The organism is Nocardia bovistercoris, assembly GCF_015674855.1.
GTDB lineage: Bacteria > Actinomycetota > Actinomycetes > Mycobacteriales > Mycobacteriaceae > Nocardia > Nocardia bovistercoris.
In genome coordinates, this window is sequence record NZ_JADMLG010000014.1 from 43250 (window position 1) to 62108 (window position 18859).

Sequence of the window (18859 nt, forward strand, 5' to 3'; positions counted from 1 at the left end):
CTGCCGCCGCTGAGCGAGGTGCGGGCCCGCGCCCGTCCCGAGGCGCCGACCCCGCCTTCCGGCCGCGACTTCTCGGCGGCGCCCGCGCTGCTCGAGGTCGACGGCATGGTCGTCAACTACGGCAGAATTCAAGCGCTGCACGGGATTTCGCTGCGGGTGGCGGAAGGGGAGCTGGTCACGCTGCTCGGCGCGAACGGCGCGGGCAAGACAACGACCATGCGCGCGCTGTCGGGTCTGCTGCCGCTCACCAAGGGCCGCATCATGTTCGAGGGCCGCGACATCACCAAACTCAAGGCGCACGAACGGGTGGGCGACGGGCTGATCCAGGCTCCGGAGGGCCGAGGGGTGTTCCCCGGCATGACGGTGCAGGAGAACCTGGACATGGGCTGCTACGGGCGGACCTTTCCCGGCAAGGGCGAGTACTCGCAGACCTTGGAGTGGGTGTTCGAGCTCTTCCCTCGGCTGAGCGAGCGGCGCAAACAGGTCGGCGGCACCATGTCCGGCGGTGAGCAGCAGATGTTGGCCATCGGGCGGGCGCTGATGGCCAGGCCCCGGCTGCTGCTGTTGGACGAACCGTCGATGGGTCTGGCGCCCATGGTGATCCAGCAGATCTTCCGCATCATCACCGAGATCAACCAGCAGGGCACCACCGTGCTGCTGGTCGAGCAGAACGCGCAGCAGGCGCTTGCCCGCAGTGACCGCGCCTACATTTTGGAGACCGGCGAGGTCACCAAATTCGGCGCGGGCTCGGCGCTGCTCGACGATCCCGCGGTGAAGTCGGCCTACCTCGGCGTCGGCTGAGCGACGGCGGTCCGGCCTGGTTCGCCCGGTCGACCGCTGTTCGCGGGCGTGCGGCGCTTGGACCGGGCCCGGCCCGCGGGTGTCGGCTGATCACACTGTCGGTGGGTGTCCCTAGACTCTGGTGCGTGAGTTCACCCACGACAGCGCAGCGCCACAGCACCGGCACCGGCGAATCGGCCGGCGCCGACCGTCCGACTCTGCTCCTGTTGGACGGGCATTCGATTGCCTACCGGGCGTTCTTCGCGCTACCGGCGGAGAACTTCAAAACGGTCACGGGGCAGACCACCAACGCGGTGTACGGGTTCACCGCGATGTTGATCAACCTGCTGCGCGACGAACAGCCGACCCATATCGCCACGGCCTTCGACGTGTCACGCAAGACCTTCCGCACCGAGGCGTATCCGGAGTACAAGGCCAATCGCGCCCAGACGCCCGACGAGTTCCGCGGTCAGGTCGAACTCACCAAGGACGTGCTCGGCGCGCTCGGCATCCCGGTGATGGCCATCGACGGCTACGAGGCCGACGACGTGATCGCCACCGTCACCACCCAGGCCGTGCCGCAGGGCTTCCGCGTGCTCATCGTCACCGGTGACAGGGACGCCATCCAGTTGGTGAACGACGATGTCACAGTGCTGTACCCGCGCAAGGGCGTCTCGGATCTCACCAGGTTCACCCCCGATGAGGTGATGGCCAAATACGGCCTCACCCCGGCGCAGTACCCGGATTACGCCGCGCTGCGCGGTGATCCGAGCGACAACCTGCCCGGCATTCCCGGGGTCGGGGAGAAGACCGCCGCCAAATGGGTGCGCGAATTCGGCGATCTGGCCACGCTGGTCGACAAGGTCGACGAGGTGAAGGGCAAGGTCGGTGACGCGCTGCGCGCAAATCTGAGCGGCGTGGTGCTCAACCGGCAGCTCACCGAGATGGTCAGGGACGTCCCGGTGCCATACACCCCCGAGCAACTGGCAAAACAGCCGTGGGACCGCAACCGGATCCACCAGCTGTTCGACGACCTGGAATTCCGGGTGCTGCGCGATCGGCTGTTCGAGACGCTCGCGCCGCCGGAACCCGAGGCCGAGGTCGGTTTCGAGATCAGCGGCGGCGCGCTGGAGGTCGGCGCGGTCGCCGACTGGCTCGCCACGCACGCGAAAGCCGGTGCGCGCCACGGTGTCTCGGTGGTCGGCACAGGCACGCCAGGCAACGGCGACGTGCGCGCGATTGCCATCGCGGCGGCCGACGGCGAGGGCGGCTACATCGATGTCACCGTGCTCACCCCCGAGGACGAGGCGGCGCTCGGCGCATGGCTGGCCGATGCCGAGATCCCGAAGGCGTTGCACGAGGCCAAGGCCGCGATGCACGCGCTGCGCGGGCGCGGCTGGAGTCTGCGCGGTCTCACCAGCGACACCGCGCTCGCGGCGTATCTGGTGCGTCCCGGCCAGCGCACCTTCAACCTCGATGATCTGTCGCTGCGCTACCTGCATCGGGAACTGCGCGTGGAGACCGAGGAGGCGCCGCAGCTCTCGCTGCTCGACGAGGAGGACGCCGTCGACGTCGAGGTGGCGCGCGCTGAGTTGTTGCGCGCCAGGGCGGTGGTCGACCTCGCCGAGGCGCTGGACGGCGAACTGCGCGACATCGAGTCGCTGCCGCTGCTCTCGGATATGGAGTTGCCGCTGCTCGGCGTGCTCGCCACGCTCGAGGAGGCGGGTATCGCGGTCGACGTCGCCCAGTTGGAATCCCTGCAGCGCCGGTTCGCCGACAAGGTTTCCGAGGCCGCCGAAGCCGCCTACGGGGTGATCGGCAAGCAGATCAATCTCGGTTCGCCCAAACAGTTGCAGGTCGTCCTGTTCAACGAACTGGACATGCCGAAGACCAAGCGCACCAAGACCGGCTACACCACCGACGCCGACGCGCTGGAATCGCTGTACGAGAAGACCGAACACCCGTTCCTGCGGCATCTGCTCGAACACCGCGACGCCACCCGGCTCAAGGTCACGGTGGACGGCCTGCTCAAGTCGGTGGCCGAGGACGGGCGCATCCACACCACGTTCAACCAGACCATCGCCGCCACCGGGCGGTTGTCCTCCACCGAGCCGAACCTGCAGAACATCCCGATCCGCACCGACACCGGCCGCGAGATCCGCGACACCTTCGTGGTCGGTTCCGGCTTCGCCGAGTTGATGACGGCCGACTACAGCCAGATCGAGATGCGCATCATGGCGCACCTGTCCGGTGACGAGGGCCTGATCGAGGCGTTCAACTCCGGCGAGGACCTGCACAGTTTCGTCGCGTCCAAGGCGTTCGACATCCCGATCACCGAGGTGAGCCCCGAGGTGCGCAGGCGGATCAAGGCGATGTCCTACGGCCTGGCCTACGGCTTGAGTTCCTTCGGCCTCGCGGCGCAGCTCAAGATCAGCACCGCGGAGGCGAAGGAGCAGATGGACGTCTACTTCGCCCGCTTCGGCCGCATCCGCGACTACCTGTACGAGGTGGTCGAGCAGGCACGCAAGGTCGGCTACACCGAAACCCTGTTCGGCCGCCGCCGCTACCTGCCCGATCTGGACGCGGGCAATCGGCAGCGCCGCGAGGCCGCCGAGCGGATGGCGTTGAACGCGCCCATCCAGGGCACCGCCGCCGACATCATCAAGGTCGCGATGATCGAGGTGGGCCGGGCCATCGACGCGGCGGGTCTGCGGTCGCGCATGCTGTTGCAGATCCACGACGAACTCGTCTTCGAGGTCGCCGAGGGGGAACGGGAGCAGTTGGAGCGGTTGGCGCGGGAACGGATGGCCTCGGCCATCGAACTGTCGGTCCCGTTGGACGTGTCGGTCGGCACCGGGCGCAGCTGGGATTCCGCCGCGCACTGAGTGCGGGTGTGCGGGCCGCCGCCTCCGCGCGAGGCAGCGGCCCGTGTCCCGGATTTCCCGCGGGCGCAGGAGGTGAAACCGTAGGAATCACGGTGAGCGGAACCGCGTTGCTCGGGCGTAGCCGCCGTAGGGTGAAGCCCGTCCTATCAACGTTCGTGCATAGATCGTGGAGGGAAATCCACCCATGACCGTCACCGATGAGCTGCTGAAGAACAACGCGGAATACGCGAGCACCTTCCAGGGACCGCTGCCGCTACCGCCGTCGAAGGGGATCGCGGTGGTCGCGTGTATGGACGCCAGGATCAATGTGTACGCGGTGCTCGGTCTCGGCGATGGCGAGGCGCACGTGATCCGCAACGCGGGCGGGGTCATCACCGCCGACGAGATCAGGTCGCTGGCGATCAGCCAGCGACTGCTCGGCACGCGTGAGATCGTCCTCATCCATCACACCGACTGCGGCATGCTCACCTTCACCGACGACGATTTCAAGGCCTCGATCCAGCAGGAGACCGGCATCAAGCCGGAATGGGCCGCCGAGGCGTTCGCGGACCTGGAGGCCGACGTGCGGCAGTCGATCTCCCGCATCGCCGCGAGCCCGTATGTGCCGCACAAGGATTCGATCCGCGGTTTCGTCTTCGACGTGGCGACCGGGAAGTTGAACGAAGTCCTGGTCTGAACGCGTTCGACATACTTCGCGCCCGGTCCCGCGCTCCGGTGGGCCGGGCGCTGTCGTGTGTCGTCGAGGTGCGTGGCTTCAGCGGTCGAGGGCGGTTTCTCGCGCGGGGTTCGATTCGGGCCCGCGTCCGGGTTCCGGTCTGGGGCGCAGGCCGAGCATGACGTGGGTGAGGGTCTCGTCGAGCCATTCGTCCGCGGCGCTCGGCGCTACCAGGCCGGAACCGAGGAAGGTGGCCAGACCCTGGAGTGCCGCGACCCAGGTCAGCGCCAGGCGGCGCGGGTCGCCCGCGATGACCTCGCCGCGCCGCTGCGCCGCCGTGATGAGTTCCACGGGTGTGGCGATGGCTCGATCGGCCGCGTACGCCATGGCGTCGCCCGCCGCCGGGCTGTTGTGCCTGCGCGCGAACATGAGGGCGAGCAGGGCCGGATTCTCGGTGGCGAAGCGCAGGTAGGCGCCCGCGAGCGCGCGCATGGGTCCGGCGAAGCACGCGTCCTCGCCCGGATCCGCGAGGGCGGGCAGGTGTTCGTCGGACGCGAGTTCGGTGGCGGTGGCGAGCTTTTCGAAAGCGGTGGATTTCTCCAAGGCGGTGGATTTTTCCAAGGCGGCGGCGAGGCGTTCGAATCCCGCCACCGCCAGCGCGTCGATGAGTGCCTGTTTGTCCCGGAAGTGCCGGGTGGGCGCGGCGTGGCTGACTCCGATGTCGCGCGCGAGCCGACGCAGCGACAGGCCGTCCACGCCCGATTCGCGCAGCGTCGCCTCGGCGCGCTGGAGTAGTTCGGCGCGCAGGTCGCCGTGGTGGTAGGAGCGTGTTCGGGTGAACGACATGGTAGGAGCAGGATAACAAAATGTAGGCATTGACTACTTTGTTGTCACTGCCTACATTCGGTGCATGACGGTTCGGACCCTCACCGCCCCGGTCGCCCTGCTCGCGGTGTTCGCGGCGCTGCTCGCCACCATGTATCTCGGCTACGCCGCCAATACCGAGCGCAATCTGCACGACTTCCCCGTCGCGCTGGTGGATCAGGACCTCGGCGACGTGATCGACGGCGCCCCCGCCGATTTCGGCGCCGAGATCACCGACGCGCTGCGGCGCGGCATCCCCGCCGACAAGGTCGACCTGCGGGTGGTCGGGATCGCCGAAGCCCGTGCGCAATTGCGTACCGGGCAGGTGTACGGCGCGATCGTCATTCCGTCGGACTTCACCAAACGGCTGGTCATCCTCGGCACGGGCGCGGTGGTTCCGGGCGCGATCGAACGGCCGGTCGTCACCGTGCACACCAATCCGCGCGTCGGGCCGTATACCACCGGGATCATGCAGCGCATCGCCGACCGGGCGCTGACGCAGGTGTCGGCGTCGGTGGGTGCGCGGCTCACCGAACGTGTCGATGCCACGCTGGCCGCGGGCGCGCCCGCGGGGACGGTGGCGGGCGACCAGGTCAGCGGGGCGGCGCGGCTGTTGATCGCCGATCCCATCCGGGTGGTGCAGGCACCGTACCGACCGCTGTCCGACGGCGCGGGACAGGGGCTGGTCGCGTTCTTCTACACGCTCATCCTGCTGCTGGCCGGATTCACCGGAGCGATGATCATCAACACCTTGATCGACGCCGCGCTCGGTTTCACGCCCGCCGAATACGGCCCGTGGTTCGTCCACCCGCCGGACAGCGGGCTGAGCAGATTCCAGACCCTGCTCGTCAAGTGGGGTGTGATAACCGTTGCCGCCCCGCTGCTTTCGGCGATCTTCCTCGGCGTCGCCCGGCTGATCGGCGTGCCGCTACCTGGTGCGCTGCTGCTCTGGCTGTACGGGACGCTGGCCATCGTGGCGGTCGGAGTCACGGCGCTGTCGGTGCTGGCGACCTTCGGGACCGCGGGGCTGATGGTCAATCTGGTGCTGTTCGTGGTGCTCGGCCTGCCGTCATCGGCCGCGACGGTGCCGCTGGAGGCCGTGCCCGGATATATCGCCGTGCTCGCCGAATTCGAGCCGATGCACCAGATCTACCTGGCCGTGCGCGCGATCCTCTTCTTCGACGGACACGCCGACGCTGGACTCGCGGCCGGACTGCGGATGACGGCGGTGGGGCTCGCGATCGGCCTGGTTCTCGGTGCGGTCGCGACCTCGGTCTACGACCGAGTCGGGTTGCGCCGCAGTGCTTCCGGCCGGGAATCGGTCTCGGAACCGGCCGCCGAGAAGGTGGCCGTCGCCGCGGGCTGAGGTGTCGGGCTGAGGTGCGGTGCGCGCGTCCGTTCGGTGGACGAGGCGCGCGGAGCCGGTCGCGAGGTCGATGTCGTCGCGGGGCGGTGCGCCGTCGGCGAGGTCCTCCCGGTGCATGAGCACGGTTCTGCGGTGTTCGAACTCGTGGTGTTTGGAGCCCTGGAACAGGGCGGTGACTTCTTCGAAGCCGATCGCGGAGACCGGGCGGCCGGTGGGTTCGGACCACGGGAGCAAACGGTTGCCGGTGATGCGACGCCAGATGACTTCGAGGAAAGCCAGGACGACGAGCAGGCACGCGAGACCCGGAAGCGTCATGGCCATGACCACACCCATGTGAGCCACGGTACTCGTCGGAGCCGCGGGTTCGCCGCCCGCGGAGGCGTACCGGCTGAGCTGCGGCGATGGTATTCGCGATTAGCGGAAAACGGGCATCGGATGAGGTTGCTATCGGGCGGCGATATGCCTATTCTCGATCGCGTGCCGAATCCCGCCCACCGCCGCAACGCCGCGCGCACCGTCGCAGACCGCGACAGCGCGTCGTTATGCACGCTAACCGCGAGCACGGTGCGGGCGCGACTTCTCGTAGTAGCCCGCCGTAGCGGGGTCTGATTCGGACCAGCCCCCTCGCTGCGGGCTGTTGATTGTTCATGCTGGTCCCCCTCCACCGACATATTCGGGAAGACCTCTACTGCAATGACGATCCTGACTCTCGACTCACAGACTTTCATCGCCGCCGCCCCCAAGGGTCTGCGCGCGGAGACGACCGGGATGACCCCGGCGGAGTTCTACGACCGGTACTGCGCGCAGTCCGGTCCCGTCCGGCTCACCGACTGGGCCTCGGGACAGGGCTCGGAACGTACCGCCACCTTGGAATTCGCCGACCATCTCCGGTCGGTCGCCGCCACCGGTAGCCCGGTGGCGGCGATGACCTCGGCGTTGTACGACGAGGGCTATCCGATCGAGATCCTGCAATTCCATCAGCGCGCCACCGCCGACGGCACCGCCACCTTCGTGCGGTGCGAGTTCAACGGCAGGCGCGGTTGGGGTGCGGCGATGGCCGCCGATGGCGCGGAATCCACTGTCCGCGCGATGATTTCGAGTATCAACCGACTCGGCTCCTGAGCCGGGTCCCGAACCCCACCCCACCGACACGTAGACCGGGCCCGCGAACCGCCGAGGTTCGCGGGCCCGGTCTGGGGTGTACGCGGGACGAACGACGTGCGGGGTTACTCGGCGCTCGCCTGCTGTTCGGCGAGCTGCTTGCGGACCTCGTCCATGTCGAGCGCCTTCACCTGGCTCACCAGGTCCTCCAGCGCGGCGGGCGGCAGTGCGCCCGGCTGCGCGAAGACCAGCACGCCCTCGCGGAACGCCATGATGGTCGGGATGGAGCGGATGTTGGCCGCCGCCGCGAGACCCTGCTCGGCCTCGGTGTCCACCTTGCCGTGCACGACGTCGGGATGGGTTTCCGAGGATGCCTCGAAGGTGGGTGCGAAGTTCCGGCAGGGGCCGCACCAGGAAGCCCAGAAGTCCACGAGTACCACGTCGTTTCCGGTGACTACCTCATCGAAGTTCTTTTGGGTCAGCGTCTGGGTGGCCATGACGTCCTCTCGTCTCGGGTGTCGCAGGCTGTAACGCCGTGCGCACTCTTTATCTTCCACGCCGACCTCGACGGCGGACGCGGGTTGCGCGATGACGGCGGTGATCCGGCTCATATCGCGTTCGCACCGCGATCGGCGGTCATCCGGCCGTTCCAGGCGGGTACCCGAATACCGCGCGCGGAAATCCTCGGGCCGATTCGACGGTGTGCGGCCGGGTATGTCGACCGTCGACAACCGATTCCGAGTACATGGGAGGAAAGAACGTGCCCGAACATGCGAGTGGACCCCGTGCAGCCGTCGAAGGCGTCGTCGAGGACATCAAGGGGCGGGTGAAGAAGGCGGCGGGCGCCGTGACCGGTGACCGTAACCTCGAGGAGGAGGGGCAGGCCCAGGTCGACAAGGCCGAATCGCAGCGCGTCGCCGCGCGCAAGGAGGCCGAAGCCGAGGCCGCCCGCACGGCCGCCGACGTCAACGAGGCGCGACAGGCCGCCAAGCAGAAGGGCGACTGACCTGCCGCGAGGAGTATCGGCCCCGGCGCGGAACCGACCGCCGGGGCCGACCGTCCTTCGTCGCGGAACTGTCGATGGTATGGCGACGTGGTTCCGTATCGCGGCGCTACTGTTGTGACGTGGGTCGCCCAGGTCACGAATCGCAGTCCGAGCAGATCGTCGGCGTGGTGCTCGAACTGCTCGAGTCGCAGGGGTATGACGCGGTTCAGCTCAGGGAAGTGGCGCGCCGCGCGCATGTCTCGCTGGCCACTGTCTACAAGTGGTTTCCCACCCGCAACGAGTTGATCGTCGCGGCGGTGGAGCGCTGGATGGCGGTCAACAGTTACGCGGCGGTGGCCGCGCCCGCTCCCGAGGAGACACTGCGGGAGGGGTTGACGCGTCTGCTCCACACGGTGTTCGAGCCGTGGGAGAACAATCCGCGCATGCTCGAGGCGTATTACCGCGCGCGCGGCGGCGCGGGTGGGCAGCGCTTGGATGTGCAGGGCGTCGAGGCGATTCTGCCGTTCGCGAATCCGTTGATCGAGGGCGCTGATCCATGTTATGTCACCGATATCGGGCTCGTGCTGTCCAATATGACCTACGCGCTGATCGGCCGGTTCGTGGACAAGAGTCTGGACATCACCGAGATCCTGCCGACGCTCGACCGCGTGATCTACCGCTTGACCAGTGACAATGCGCAGGATGCCACGGCCGCGCGCGGTGCGGCGGCCCGTGGCGCCTCGTTCGATCCCGCGCTGGCCGCGCCGTTCGATCGCCGCTGACCCGACCGAGGTCGCACTGTTGCGTTCGCTGTTTCGTGACCTGATCGACGTCGTGTCGAGATCACCGCAATCTTCTTGCATGTGATGTGTATCACATAGAAGCCTTCCGCGTTCCGCGACTACCGGACAGTAACGGAGTTACCGTTCGGGAGGCAGGCTTCGTGAGGCCGGCCCGGAGCTCCACCCCCAGTCCCTGAGCACCGGGCGCACCCTCGGCCTCGGCGGCCCCACCCGATGCGTCACCGACGCGCCCGACCCATGTCGTTCCGATGCGGCATGCGCGTCGCCGCGCGCGTCCGGAATCGGTGGCCGTCCTGTCGCGAAGGGCGCACGAGAACGGATGGTTGTGATGGCTGAACAATTCCCGGAATCCATCGATCGACGTGGCGGTTCGCGCTCGCCAGAGGCGTGGTGGGCCGGTGTCCGTAAACATCCACTGCGCTACCGGGTCCTGGTCGTCGCGCCGTCGGCGCTGGACGCGGTCCGCGGCCTCGGCGGCTGGATGTTCGACATGACCGCGGCGGGCTGGGAGGTGACCGTGCTCGCGCACGAGCACCGCGACCCGCGGGCCCTGGCGATTCTCGGCGTCGACGGTCTCGACCTGGACCGGGCGTTGGCCATGCCGGTCGGTGACGCGAGCCCGGATCTCGTCGCCGTGGCGCACGAGATGTATCGCGGTGATGTCGTCACGCGGGAGCGGGTGCTGCACGGCTGTGGATGTCACCGTGCCGAGACGATGGTGTGGGGCCGTGATCTGCCGATGGCCGCGGCCGATTCGCTCGACGCCACCCGGCATCGGGTGAGTGCCGCCGGGCGGGCTTTCAAGGCGTGCGCACTGCGGGCGGCGGGCATCGCCGCCGATGCGTCGGCCGTCACCGAGACGCTGTGGGTCGAGCGGTCCGCGCTGCGCGGCCGTCGCGGGCGGGTCGCTTCGATGCGCGTCGATCAAGCTGTGCTGGAATCGAATTCGGCGACCGTCGCGCTGCTGCGTTGACCGGTGACCGCATGGACACCGCACGACGGCACGGAGGAGCATCGGGTATCGGCCTGTCGCGCTCCGTGCTCTCGCGCTCGATGCGGGCAGCGGGCGCGGCACGGCAGAATGACGTGATGGACGATTCCCGGAGGTGGCGATGACGTCGGTGACCCGCATTCCGCGGGCGCCGCGCGAGCCGGACGGCGACCGCCGCGCCGGTTTCGAACAGCGCGTGCTGCACGCGGTCGAGGAACTGTTGGCCGACGGCACCCCGTACACCGAGATCGCGGTGCAGAAGATCGCGGCCGCGTCGGGGGCCGCGAGGTCGACGTTCTATCGGTACTTCCCCGACAAGAGCAGTCTGCTGATCCGCATGGCGGAACTGGCCACCGCCGACCTGTTCGCGACCGCCGAGCGCTGGTGGGCGGCCGAACACGGCGACCGCGACGGTGTGGTCCGCGCGATCTCCGCCATGATCGCGAGTTTCCGCGAACACCGCCATCTGCTGCTCGCGCTGAGCGAGGTCGCCGCCTACGACAAGGAGGTCGGCGCCTACTGGCGCAAACGTCTCGCGGTCTTCGCCGATCTGGTGCGCCGTAGGCTCGAGGTCGATCGTGAACGCGGCGCCATCGGGTCCGCGGTCGACCCGGCGACCACCGCTATCGTGCTGACCGCGATGGTGGAGCGGTCCATCACCGCGGTGTTCGCCGATTCCGGGTCCGCCATCGCCGACGACGTCTTGGCCGCCGCGCTCGGGCGGGTCACCTGGCTCGCGGTGTACGGTGACGCGCCCGGCGGGGACGGCGCGGTGTAGACAATTTTCTCAATCTGTTTACTCGGGATCGGAACGCGTTCTAGATTGGGGCCATGGCTGCAACGGTCACCGAACTCCTGCTCGCGCGTTCCGACGACGACACCCTCGCGATCACCCACCGAGGCCGTACGTGGACCTGGCGCGAGCACATCGCCGAATCGCGCCGCGTGGCCGCGGCGATCCTTTCCATCGCCGACCCGGCTCGTCCGCCGCATATCGGCGCCCTGCTCGGCAACGGGCCCGACATGCTCACCGCGATCGCTGCGGGCGCGCTCGGCGGGTACGTCACGGTCGGCGTCAACAACACCCGGCGCGGCACGGCACTCGCCGACGATGTCCGCCGGGCCGACGTCCAGATCCTGATCACCGACGCCGAGCACCGCCCCCTGCTCGACGGACTCGACCTCGACGGCGTCACCGTCCTCGAAACCGGCACGGCGGCGTGGACCGAAATGGTCGGCGGCGCGGGCGAGCTGACCCCGCACCGCGTACCCGAGGCCACCGACACCTTCATGCTCATCTTCACCTCGGGGACCAGTGGCAATCCGAAACCGGTGCAGCTGGCGCACATGATGGTGCCCTTCGCGGGCCCGCCGCTCGTCGACCGGTTCGGCATCGGATCCGACGACGTGTGCTACCTGTCGATGCCGCTGTTCCACTCCGCCGCGATCCTCGGCGGCTACTGCGTCGCACTGGCCTGCGGCGCTGCCATGGCGCCCGCCAAGTTCTCGGCCTCGACCTTCCTCGACGACATCCGGGCCTACGGCGCCACCTACATGAACTATGTCGGCAAACCGCTGGCCTACATCCTGGCCACCGAGCAGCGGCCCGACGACGCCGACAACCCGCTGCGCGTCGCCTTCGGCAACGAGGCCACCGACCGCGACATCGATGAGTTCAGCCGCCGCTTCGGCGCCACGGTGTGGGACGGCTTCGGCTCCACCGAACTCGCCATCATCATCACCAGGGAGCCCGGCACCCCGCCGGGATCCATCGGCAAGGGCTATCCCGGTGTCGCCGTGTACAACTCGACGACCGTGACGGAATGCCCGCTCGCGGTGTTCGACGCCAACGGCGCGCTCGCCAACCCGGACGAGGCCATCGGCGAACTCGTCAACGCCGACGGCACCGGTCTCTTCATGGGCTACTACGGTGACTCGGCGGCCACCGAGGAACGCACCAGAGGCGGCATCTACTGGTCGGGAGACCTGGCGTACAAGGACGCCGACGGGTGGATCTACCTGGCCGGACGCACCGCCGACTGGATGCGCGTCGACGGCGAGAACCTCGCGGCGGGGCCGATCGAACGCATTCTGCAGCGCCTGCCCGAGGTGAGCCGGGTCGCGGTGTACGCGGTGCCCGACGAACGGGTCGGCGACCGGGTGATGGCCGCGATCGTGTTGCGCGACAACGAAACACTCGACCCGGCGCGTTTCGCGGCCTTCCTCGCCGAGCAGCCCGACCTCTCGCCGAAGGCGTGGCCGAGTTTCGTGCGCGTCGCGCACGACCTGCCGACCACGGCCACCAACAAGATCCTCAAGCGCGATCTTGTGCGCGAGGGTGTGGTCGCGGGCGACGGCGTGCTGTGGTTCCGCGCGCCGCGCACCACCGCCTACGAGATCGTCGACGCGCACGCCGACAGCGCGGGCGCCCGTGCCTGAGTAGCCGTCCGCACGCCGAGGTCGCGGGCAGGCAGCGCGCGACCGACGAATCAGCGGGCTCGCCTACCGAGCCCACGACACAGGAGAGATCGCTTGAGTATCGAACCCGGCGCGCCCGCGACGGTATCGGACGAAATCCCCACCGACCCGGCTCATCTCAGCCCCGAATGGCTCACCGCGGTGTTGCGCGCGCACGGCGGCGACGTCGTGGTGGAGCGGGTCACCGCGACGCCGGTCGGGTCGGGGCAGATGGCGGGGTCCTATCGGCTGCGCCTGGACTATCGCGGCGCGAGCGACCTGCCGTCGACCATGATCGCGAAACTGGCCGTCGGCCCCGAGGAGCACCGCAGTTTCGGGTCCGGCGCGTTCCGCAACGAGGTGCGCTTCTACCGGGATCTGGCCGGGACCCTGCGGGTTCCGGTGCCGGGCTGCCACGCCGCGGTGGTCTCGGAGTCCGGCAGCGAATTCGTGCTGCTGCTCGACGATCTCGCGCCCGCGGTGCAGGGCGATCAGATAGCGGGATGCGATGCGGAGCGGGCGCGCGCGGTGGCCGTGGCGGCCGCCGGGCTGCACGCGCCGCGCTGGTGCGACGAGTCGCTGCTCGAGGTGCCTGGCATGGCCTTGCCGACCGACGAGGACCGGGCGCTGATGGAATCGGTGCTCGAGCCGATGGCCGAGGCGTTCCTCGCGCGTTTCGGCGACCGGATCGGCGACCGGGAGCGCGCCGCGGTCGGCTGGCTGGTCGAGCGAGCCGGGCCGTGGCTGGTCACGCCGCCGCGCCGCTACTCGCTGCTGCACGGCGACCTGCGCATCGACAATGTCATGTTCGCCCCCGACGGGAGCGTCACCGTCCTCGACTGGCAGACCATCACGCCGGGACAACCGTTGCGCGACATCGCCTTCCTGCTCGCGACGAGCTTGACGGTGGCCGACCGGCGTGCGGCCGAACGCGAGATCGTGGCCGACTACCATCGCGCGCTGGCCGAACACGGCGTCACCGACTACAGCGCCGAACAGTGCTGGGAAGACTACGTCGCGTCGCTGATCCAGGCCCCGCTGATCATCGTGTTCGGCGCGGGCGCCGCCGCACCCACCGAACGCGGTGACCGGATGTTCCTGACCATGCTCGAACGCGCCGCCACCGCGATCGACGACCTGGTACCCGGCGCGCTGAGCTGAATCCGGCGACACGGCTCGAGTGGAACGGGACGCCTTCCCTTGCGGTAGGCGTCCCGTTCCGGTTCTCGAATGTGCGAGTCGGCGGGATCGGCCCGGGGACGTGCGCGCCGATCGCGGGCACGTGCCGTTCCGAGTGGTGTCGTGCGGTCGCGAGGTGGACGTCGCCGACGACGACATGGTGATCCGAGTGGCGGCGTGCGGTCGCCAGGTCCACGTCGGCGTAATTCGAGGCGCGCATAGGGGAGATGCCGCCGACCATCCGAGGTGGTCTCCGGCGCGGCGGCGAGTCCGGTGGCGGGAGCGGCGGTCATCGCCGTGGGCGCAGCCGGATTCGCCGCCGCGTGGTGGCCTACGTGTCGAGGAGGTGGCGGCGCAGGAAGTGGATCTGGTGGGCGACGGCCGGTTCGAACCACGGGTTGCCCGCGAAGAGGTCGAAGTGGTCGCAGGGGTAGTGCCTGACCTCGGCGCGCGCCTTGAACGCGGCCTTGGCGGCGGCGTGCGGTGGTGCGGCGCGGTCGAAGTCGGCGATCTGCACCAGGACCGGCGCGGTGACGCGGTCGGCGTGCCGAACCGCGTTGTAGCCGCCGAGTTCGAGTCCCACCGCGGCGTCGACCTCGTTGCGCCAGGTCGGGCCCGCAAGCGCCGTGTAGCTCTCGTAGTAGCCTTCCGAGGTCAGCGCCGCGTTCTCGCCGGGCCTGCCGACCAGCGCCATCATCGTCGGCTTGCCGCCGAAGCGCCCGGCCAGCGCGCTGCGCACACCGGTGGCCGCCGACCGCGCGACCGCGCCGAAGCCGATCTGCGCCAACGCGTTACGGCCCGCCGACAGCCCGTCGACCATGGGCACCATGGCGATCACCGCGCGGATGTCGCCGCGATCGGCGGCGACGTTGAGGGCATGTCCGCCGGACTGCGAGATGCCCCACAGCACAACCCGTTTCGGGTCGACTCCGGTCTGCTTCCCGGCCGCGACGATGGCGGCGCGGTAGTCCTGCGCCTGCGCCGTCATCGAAACCCGTTGGCGCGGTTCGCCCGCCGAGGCGCCGAAGCCGCGGTAGTCGAAGGCGAAGACCGCGAGGCCCGCCTCGGCAAGGGCACGGGCGAAGGGTTCGAGCCCGGAATCCTTGGTGCCGCCGAAGCCGTGCGCCATCACCACCACCGGGCAGCCGCGTTCGCCCGCGAAGGGGCTGTCCGCGACGGCTTCGAAGAACCATGCGTCGCACGTGGTTCCGTTCGAATCGAACGAGATCTGTCGGTAGTCGGTGCTCACCTGTGTGCTTCCGTCGTCGCTCATGGTCACGCTCCCGTCGCCGCCGCGTCGGAGACCGGCGCGCGGTCGCCGACCTCGGCCCAGCGCGGCGGACCGTCGGCGGCCGCGCGGCGCGCGCCTTCGGGGATCTCGCGGGTGCGCATATCGTGCTCGTAGAGGAAGTAGTCCACCTGCTGGGTGTGGCGGGGCCGGTCGAGCATGTGTCCGGTGTAGAACCTCTGGTCGTCCACGATCACCTGGCGCATGTCCGCGGCCGATGGCAGGCGGTAGTGGCCGATGGCGTAGGCGCCGATCAGCCTGGCCTGGCATTCCACGAACGGGAACAGGGTGGGCGTCGACTGCGCGAATCCGGCGAAGACCAGGTCGTCGATGCCGGGGTAGAACATGCGCTTGTAGAGGTCGATCCGGTTGTCGGGCGCGCTGATGAAGTCAGGGTCGAAGAACGGGAAGGTGATGTTGTAGCCGGTGGCGTAGATGATGACGTCGAAGTCGTCGCTGCTGCCGTCGGTGAAGTGCACGGTCTTGCCGTCCAGGCGCGCGATGTCGGGCTTGGGAAGCACGTCGCCGGAGCCGAGGCGCAGCGGCAGTTCCACCGACTGGGTGGGGTGCGCTTCGAAGAATTTGTGGTTGGGCGTCGGCAGGCCGAAGTTCTCGGGGCGTCCCGCGGTCAACGGCTGACCCCACTGGGCGAGTTTGCGCTGCCAGGAGTACGGGATGTGCGGGCTCGTGCGGTAGTACTTGTCGGCGGGGCGGCCCGCGATGTACTTGGGCACGATCCAGGCGCCGGAGCGGGTGGACAGGCTCAGGCTGTTGCCGAGCGCCTTGGAGGACAGTTCGACGGCGATGTCGGCGGCGCTGTTGCCGAGTCCGACGACCAGGATGCGCTTGTCGGAGAAGTCCATCGGGGTGCGCGGGTCGATGTAGTGGTGCGCGTGCAGCGAGGTGCCGGCGAATTCGCCGGGAAAGTTCGGGTAGCGCGGATCCCAGTGGTGCCCGTTGGCTACCACGAGCAGGTCGAAGTAGCGGGTTCCGGTGCGCTGGGTGCGCAGTTCCCAGCCGCCGTCGGGCAGCCTGCGCGCGTGTTCGACGCCGTTGGTGAATTCGATGCGGTCGCCGAGTCCGAAGGCGCCGCAGTAGTCGTCGAGGTACTGCTTGATCTGGGTGTGGTGCGGGAAGTCCGGGTAGTGCTCGGGCATCGGGAAGTCGCGGAAGGACAGCTGATGCTTGGAGGTGTCGATGTGCAGCGACCGGTACGCGCTGGAGTGGCCGTTCGGATTGCCGAAGGCCCAGTTGCCGCCCACCCGGTCCGAGGACTCGAAGCAGACGTAGGGCACGCCGTAGTCGCCGAGCATCTTGCCCGCGGTCAGGCCGCTGATGCCCGCACCGATCACCGCGGTCCGCGGTTGGTACATGTCCCGTCCTTTCACCCTTGTAGACACATTACGAATACTGTCTACTAGTAGTCACATTCTCAGATCTGTCCACACATTGCTAGGGTTTTCCGGAAACCCGCCCGATGTTTCCCCGTGGGACGGCTGGAACCGAAAGCGAGACCCGTGACCGAGACACCGACGGTCGGCGTCGTGGATCGCCTGCTCGATGCCGCGCAGAAGCTGTTGGCGAGCAAGGGGATTCGTGCGACAACGGTCAGCGAGGTGGCCGAGGAGGCCGGGGTTTCGCGCGCCTGGCTCTACCGCCATTTCCCGGACAAGTCGGCACTGCTCGGCGCCGCCATCGTGCGGCTGAACGAGGCGTTCTGGGGTGACGCGAGGGCCGAACTGGAGCTGATCGACACCTTCGGCGCGCAGCTCGCGGCCGGGGTGCGCATCGGTCGCGGGGCCTACGACGATCCCGGGGCGCTCCTGCTGCGCTTACGCCTGGCCGAACCCGAGGAATTCGCGGTGTGCGCGGGCGCGGGCGTGTCGGGGTTGGTGCCGGATCTCGCCCTGTTCTGGCGGCCGTACGTGGACGCGGCGGCCGAGCGCGGCGAGATCCACCCCGGCCACGACCGGGCCGAGGTCTCGGAGTGGGTGGCGCGCGTGCTCATAAGTCTCGGCACGGTGCCAGGCGACACCGTCGATCCCGACGACGCCGCCGCGGTGGCACGGCATCTGCGCCGCTTCGTACTGCCCGGCCTCATGGCCGATCCCGCCCGTTCCTGATCGGTACCGGCCGGAATTCGGCCACCTACCGGAATTGGCTCATTTGAGCGCGAGCAGCGCGGCGCGCTCCAGGCGGTCGGCGATATCGGAATACGATTCGTAGCCCATTCCCGCGCGCACCAGCGCCCCCGCGTACAGCAATTCCAGGGATTCGATGACATCCGGATCGGGTTCCGGCTCGAGCGCGCGGGCGATGCGTTCGCGGATCTCGGTGCCGATACGCATGCGCAGATGTTGCACATCGGGGTCACGGCCGAGTAGCGCGCTCGTCACCGCGCCCGACAATTCCTGTTCGTCGGCGACGAGCATGGCGATGCCGCGCAACTCCTCGAGCACCCGCACGGTGGAATCCGGATCCTGGCTCACCGGCGACTGCGCCGAACGCAATCGCCGCCAGAATATTTCCGCGACCAGATGTTCCTTCGAGGAGAAATAGGTGTACGCGGTGGCGGTGCCGACGCCCGCCGCGGTGGCGACCATCCGTATCGTCATCCCGGCGAAACCCTCACGGGACAGCACCTGCACCGCTGCTCTGGTGAGCTTGTCGACGGTGTCGGCCTGTTTTCCCGTCAAGCGTCGACGCGTTGCCTCGACGGTCTTGGAATCACCTCTGGACATGTGTCTGGATCTTACTGTTCCGGAACTACGGGAGCAACAGCTCCGTTTCGTTTTCGCCGGCGGAAGGGCAGTCGAGAGCCGGTGTACAGTGCGCTCATGGTATCGAGTTCCGCACCCTCTTCCGATATCGCGCGATGGGCCGAGGTGGCCGAGCAAGCGCGCGGCTTCATGCCCGCCGACGAGGCGAAAGCCCTGCACGATGCCGTGTCGAAATATGCGAACGGCGGCCCCGTCGTCGAGATCGGAACATATTGCGGAAAATCCGCGATATGGCTCGGCGCGGCCGCGCGTGAACGTAATTCCACGGTCTACACTATCGATCATCATCGCGGTTCGGAAGAACATCAGGTCGGTTGGGAATATCACGACACTTCCCTCGTCGACGAGGTCACCGGACGTTTCGACACCCTGACCGAATTCCGCCGCACGATTGTCCGCGCCGGACTCGACGGCACCGTCGTCGCGATCGTCGGCGATTCCGTGCAGGCCGCCGCCGTCTGGGGCGCGCCGCTGGATCTGCTGTTCATCGACGGCGGGCACACCGAGATCGCCGCCGAGCGCGACTACGAGAGCTGGGCGAAATGGGTCGCCGTCGGCTCGGCGCTGGCCATCCACGACGTGTTCCCCGACCCGAACGACGGCGGCCAAGCGCCCTACGGCATCTACCGCCGGGCGCTGGACAGCGGCGAATTCCGCGAGGTCTCGTGCACCGGGTCGCTGCGGTTGCTGGAACGCGTGAGCGCACCGGCCGAATGACCGGCGCG

Annotated in this window: 19 protein-coding genes; 14 read left to right on the forward strand and 5 right to left on the reverse strand. The window is 68.5% G+C overall.

What is annotated here, in order from left to right:
* Window positions 1–105: 105 nt before the first annotated feature.
* The 3 genes from IT779_RS38150 to IT779_RS28330 all read left to right on the forward strand — a co-directional run bounded on the left by IT779_RS38150 (window position 106) and on the right by IT779_RS28330 (window position 4341).
* On the forward strand, window positions 106–801 hold the full coding sequence (locus IT779_RS38150) for an ABC transporter ATP-binding protein (RefSeq protein ID WP_232542202.1): 696 nt from the start codon (window positions 106–108) through the stop codon (window positions 799–801).
* Window positions 802–926: 125 nt separating this feature from the next.
* Window positions 927–3665, forward strand: coding sequence for a DNA polymerase I (polA, locus tag IT779_RS28325; RefSeq protein WP_196152498.1), 2739 nt, complete (start codon window positions 927–929; stop codon window positions 3663–3665).
* A 184-nt stretch (window positions 3666–3849) separates the two neighbouring features.
* Window positions 3850–4341, forward strand: coding sequence for a beta-class carbonic anhydrase (locus tag IT779_RS28330; RefSeq protein ID WP_196152499.1), 492 nt, complete (start codon window positions 3850–3852; stop codon window positions 4339–4341).
* A gap of 78 nt (window positions 4342–4419) precedes the next feature.
* Here the strand turns inward: IT779_RS28330 and IT779_RS28335 are convergent, their stop codons facing one another.
* Window positions 4420–5166, reverse strand: coding sequence for a TetR/AcrR family transcriptional regulator (locus tag IT779_RS28335; RefSeq protein WP_196152500.1), 747 nt, complete (start codon window positions 5164–5166; stop codon window positions 4420–4422).
* Window positions 5167–5230: 64 nt separating this feature from the next.
* Here IT779_RS28335 and IT779_RS28340 point away from each other — a divergent pair, with 64 nt between their 5' ends.
* The 3 genes from IT779_RS28340 to IT779_RS28350 all read left to right on the forward strand — a co-directional run bounded on the left by IT779_RS28340 (window position 5231) and on the right by IT779_RS28350 (window position 7672).
* Window positions 5231–6550 carry a YhgE/Pip domain-containing protein gene (locus IT779_RS28340; protein WP_196152501.1) on the forward strand — a complete coding sequence of 440 codons (1320 nt, stop codon included), beginning with the start codon at window positions 5231–5233 and terminating at the stop codon, window positions 6548–6550.
* A 132-nt stretch (window positions 6551–6682) separates the two neighbouring features.
* The gene (locus IT779_RS28345; RefSeq protein ID WP_196152502.1) at window positions 6683–7159 is read left to right on the forward strand and encodes a hypothetical protein; all 477 of its coding nucleotides are present in this window, start codon (window positions 6683–6685) and stop codon (window positions 7157–7159) included.
* An 84-nt stretch (window positions 7160–7243) separates the two neighbouring features.
* Window positions 7244–7672 (forward strand): alpha-isopropylmalate synthase regulatory domain-containing protein, encoded by a 429-nt coding sequence (locus tag IT779_RS28350; RefSeq protein ID WP_196152503.1) that lies wholly within the window; start codon window positions 7244–7246, stop codon window positions 7670–7672.
* 104 nt (window positions 7673–7776) lie between these two features.
* On the opposite strand, the gene trxA is transcribed toward IT779_RS28350, so the two are convergent.
* Window positions 7777–8148 (reverse strand): thioredoxin, encoded by a 372-nt coding sequence (trxA, locus tag IT779_RS28355; RefSeq protein WP_196152629.1) that lies wholly within the window; start codon window positions 8146–8148, stop codon window positions 7777–7779.
* Window positions 8149–8396: 248 nt separating this feature from the next.
* On the opposite strand from trxA, the gene mbp1 reads away from it, so the two are divergent.
* The 6 genes from mbp1 to IT779_RS28385 all read left to right on the forward strand — a co-directional run bounded on the left by mbp1 (window position 8397) and on the right by IT779_RS28385 (window position 14048).
* Window positions 8397–8657, forward strand: a complete 261-nt coding sequence (mbp1, locus tag IT779_RS28360; protein ID WP_196152504.1) for a microaggregate-binding protein 1 — start codon at window positions 8397–8399, stop codon at window positions 8655–8657.
* Window positions 8658–8776: 119 nt separating this feature from the next.
* Entirely contained in the window at window positions 8777–9418 is a 642-nt protein-coding gene (locus IT779_RS28365) for a TetR family transcriptional regulator (protein ID WP_332839012.1), read from the forward strand.
* A 349-nt stretch (window positions 9419–9767) separates the two neighbouring features.
* Window positions 9768–10412, forward strand: a complete 645-nt coding sequence (locus IT779_RS28370; RefSeq protein WP_196152506.1) for a hypothetical protein — start codon at window positions 9768–9770, stop codon at window positions 10410–10412.
* A 139-nt stretch (window positions 10413–10551) separates the two neighbouring features.
* Window positions 10552–11208: a TetR/AcrR family transcriptional regulator gene (locus tag IT779_RS28375; protein ID WP_196152507.1), complete on the forward strand. Its 657-nt coding sequence runs from the start codon at window positions 10552–10554 to the stop codon at window positions 11206–11208.
* A gap of 53 nt (window positions 11209–11261) precedes the next feature.
* Entirely contained in the window at window positions 11262–12869 is a 1608-nt protein-coding gene (gene fadD1, locus IT779_RS28380) for a fatty-acid--CoA ligase FadD1 (protein ID WP_196152508.1), read from the forward strand.
* Window positions 12870–12962: 93 nt separating this feature from the next.
* Window positions 12963–14048 carry a phosphotransferase gene (locus tag IT779_RS28385; protein WP_198429028.1) on the forward strand — a complete coding sequence of 362 codons (1086 nt, stop codon included), beginning with the start codon at window positions 12963–12965 and terminating at the stop codon, window positions 14046–14048.
* Between the two features lie 349 nt (window positions 14049–14397).
* Here IT779_RS28385 and IT779_RS28390 read toward each other — a convergent pair whose 3' ends face one another.
* Both IT779_RS28390 and IT779_RS28395 read right to left on the reverse strand, forming a co-directional pair.
* Window positions 14398–15339 (reverse strand): alpha/beta hydrolase, encoded by a 942-nt coding sequence (locus IT779_RS28390; RefSeq protein WP_196152509.1) that lies wholly within the window; start codon window positions 15337–15339, stop codon window positions 14398–14400.
* Between the two features lie 2 nt (window positions 15340–15341).
* Entirely contained in the window at window positions 15342–16727 is a 1386-nt protein-coding gene (locus IT779_RS28395; protein ID WP_196152510.1) for a flavin-containing monooxygenase, read from the reverse strand.
* Between the two features lie 144 nt (window positions 16728–16871).
* Between IT779_RS28395 and IT779_RS28400 the strand changes: the two genes are divergently transcribed.
* Window positions 16872–17477: a TetR/AcrR family transcriptional regulator gene (locus IT779_RS28400; protein ID WP_196152511.1), complete on the forward strand. Its 606-nt coding sequence runs from the start codon at window positions 16872–16874 to the stop codon at window positions 17475–17477.
* 39 nt (window positions 17478–17516) lie between these two features.
* On the opposite strand, the gene IT779_RS28405 is transcribed toward IT779_RS28400, so the two are convergent.
* Window positions 17517–18095 (reverse strand): TetR/AcrR family transcriptional regulator, encoded by a 579-nt coding sequence (locus IT779_RS28405; RefSeq protein ID WP_196152512.1) that lies wholly within the window; start codon window positions 18093–18095, stop codon window positions 17517–17519.
* Window positions 18096–18191: 96 nt separating this feature from the next.
* On the opposite strand from IT779_RS28405, the gene IT779_RS28410 reads away from it, so the two are divergent.
* Window positions 18192–18851 carry a class I SAM-dependent methyltransferase gene (locus IT779_RS28410; RefSeq protein ID WP_196152513.1) on the forward strand — a complete coding sequence of 220 codons (660 nt, stop codon included), beginning with the start codon at window positions 18192–18194 and terminating at the stop codon, window positions 18849–18851.
* Window positions 18852–18859 lie beyond the last annotated feature (8 nt).

What these genes read in the sequence shown, in the direction of transcription:
- IT779_RS38150 (WP_232542202.1), top strand. Translation starts at nt 106, where the DNA reads ATGGTCGTCAACTACGGCAGAATTCAAGCGCTGCACGGGATTTCGCTG.
- IT779_RS28330 (WP_196152499.1), top strand. Translation starts at nt 3,850, where the DNA reads ATGACCGTCACCGATGAGCTGCTGAAGAACAACGCGGAATACGCGAGC.
- IT779_RS28335 (WP_196152500.1), bottom strand. Translation starts at nt 5,166, where the DNA reads ATGTCGTTCACCCGAACACGCTCCTACCACCACGGCGACCTGCGCGCC.
- IT779_RS28340 (WP_196152501.1), top strand. Translation starts at nt 5,231, where the DNA reads ATGACGGTTCGGACCCTCACCGCCCCGGTCGCCCTGCTCGCGGTGTTC.
- IT779_RS28350 (WP_196152503.1), top strand. Translation starts at nt 7,244, where the DNA reads ATGACGATCCTGACTCTCGACTCACAGACTTTCATCGCCGCCGCCCCC.
- trxA (WP_196152629.1), bottom strand. Translation starts at nt 8,148, where the DNA reads ATGGCCACCCAGACGCTGACCCAAAAGAACTTCGATGAGGTAGTCACC.
- mbp1 (WP_196152504.1), top strand. Translation starts at nt 8,397, where the DNA reads ATGGGAGGAAAGAACGTGCCCGAACATGCGAGTGGACCCCGTGCAGCC.
- IT779_RS28370 (WP_196152506.1), top strand. Translation starts at nt 9,768, where the DNA reads ATGGCTGAACAATTCCCGGAATCCATCGATCGACGTGGCGGTTCGCGC.
- IT779_RS28375 (WP_196152507.1), top strand. Translation starts at nt 10,552, where the DNA reads ATGACGTCGGTGACCCGCATTCCGCGGGCGCCGCGCGAGCCGGACGGC.
- fadD1 (WP_196152508.1), top strand. Translation starts at nt 11,262, where the DNA reads ATGGCTGCAACGGTCACCGAACTCCTGCTCGCGCGTTCCGACGACGAC.
- IT779_RS28390 (WP_196152509.1), bottom strand. Translation starts at nt 15,339, where the DNA reads ATGAGCGACGACGGAAGCACACAGGTGAGCACCGACTACCGACAGATC.
- IT779_RS28395 (WP_196152510.1), bottom strand. Translation starts at nt 16,727, where the DNA reads ATGTACCAACCGCGGACCGCGGTGATCGGTGCGGGCATCAGCGGCCTG.
- IT779_RS28405 (WP_196152512.1), bottom strand. Translation starts at nt 18,095, where the DNA reads ATGTCCAGAGGTGATTCCAAGACCGTCGAGGCAACGCGTCGACGCTTG.
- IT779_RS28410 (WP_196152513.1), top strand. Translation starts at nt 18,192, where the DNA reads ATGGTATCGAGTTCCGCACCCTCTTCCGATATCGCGCGATGGGCCGAG.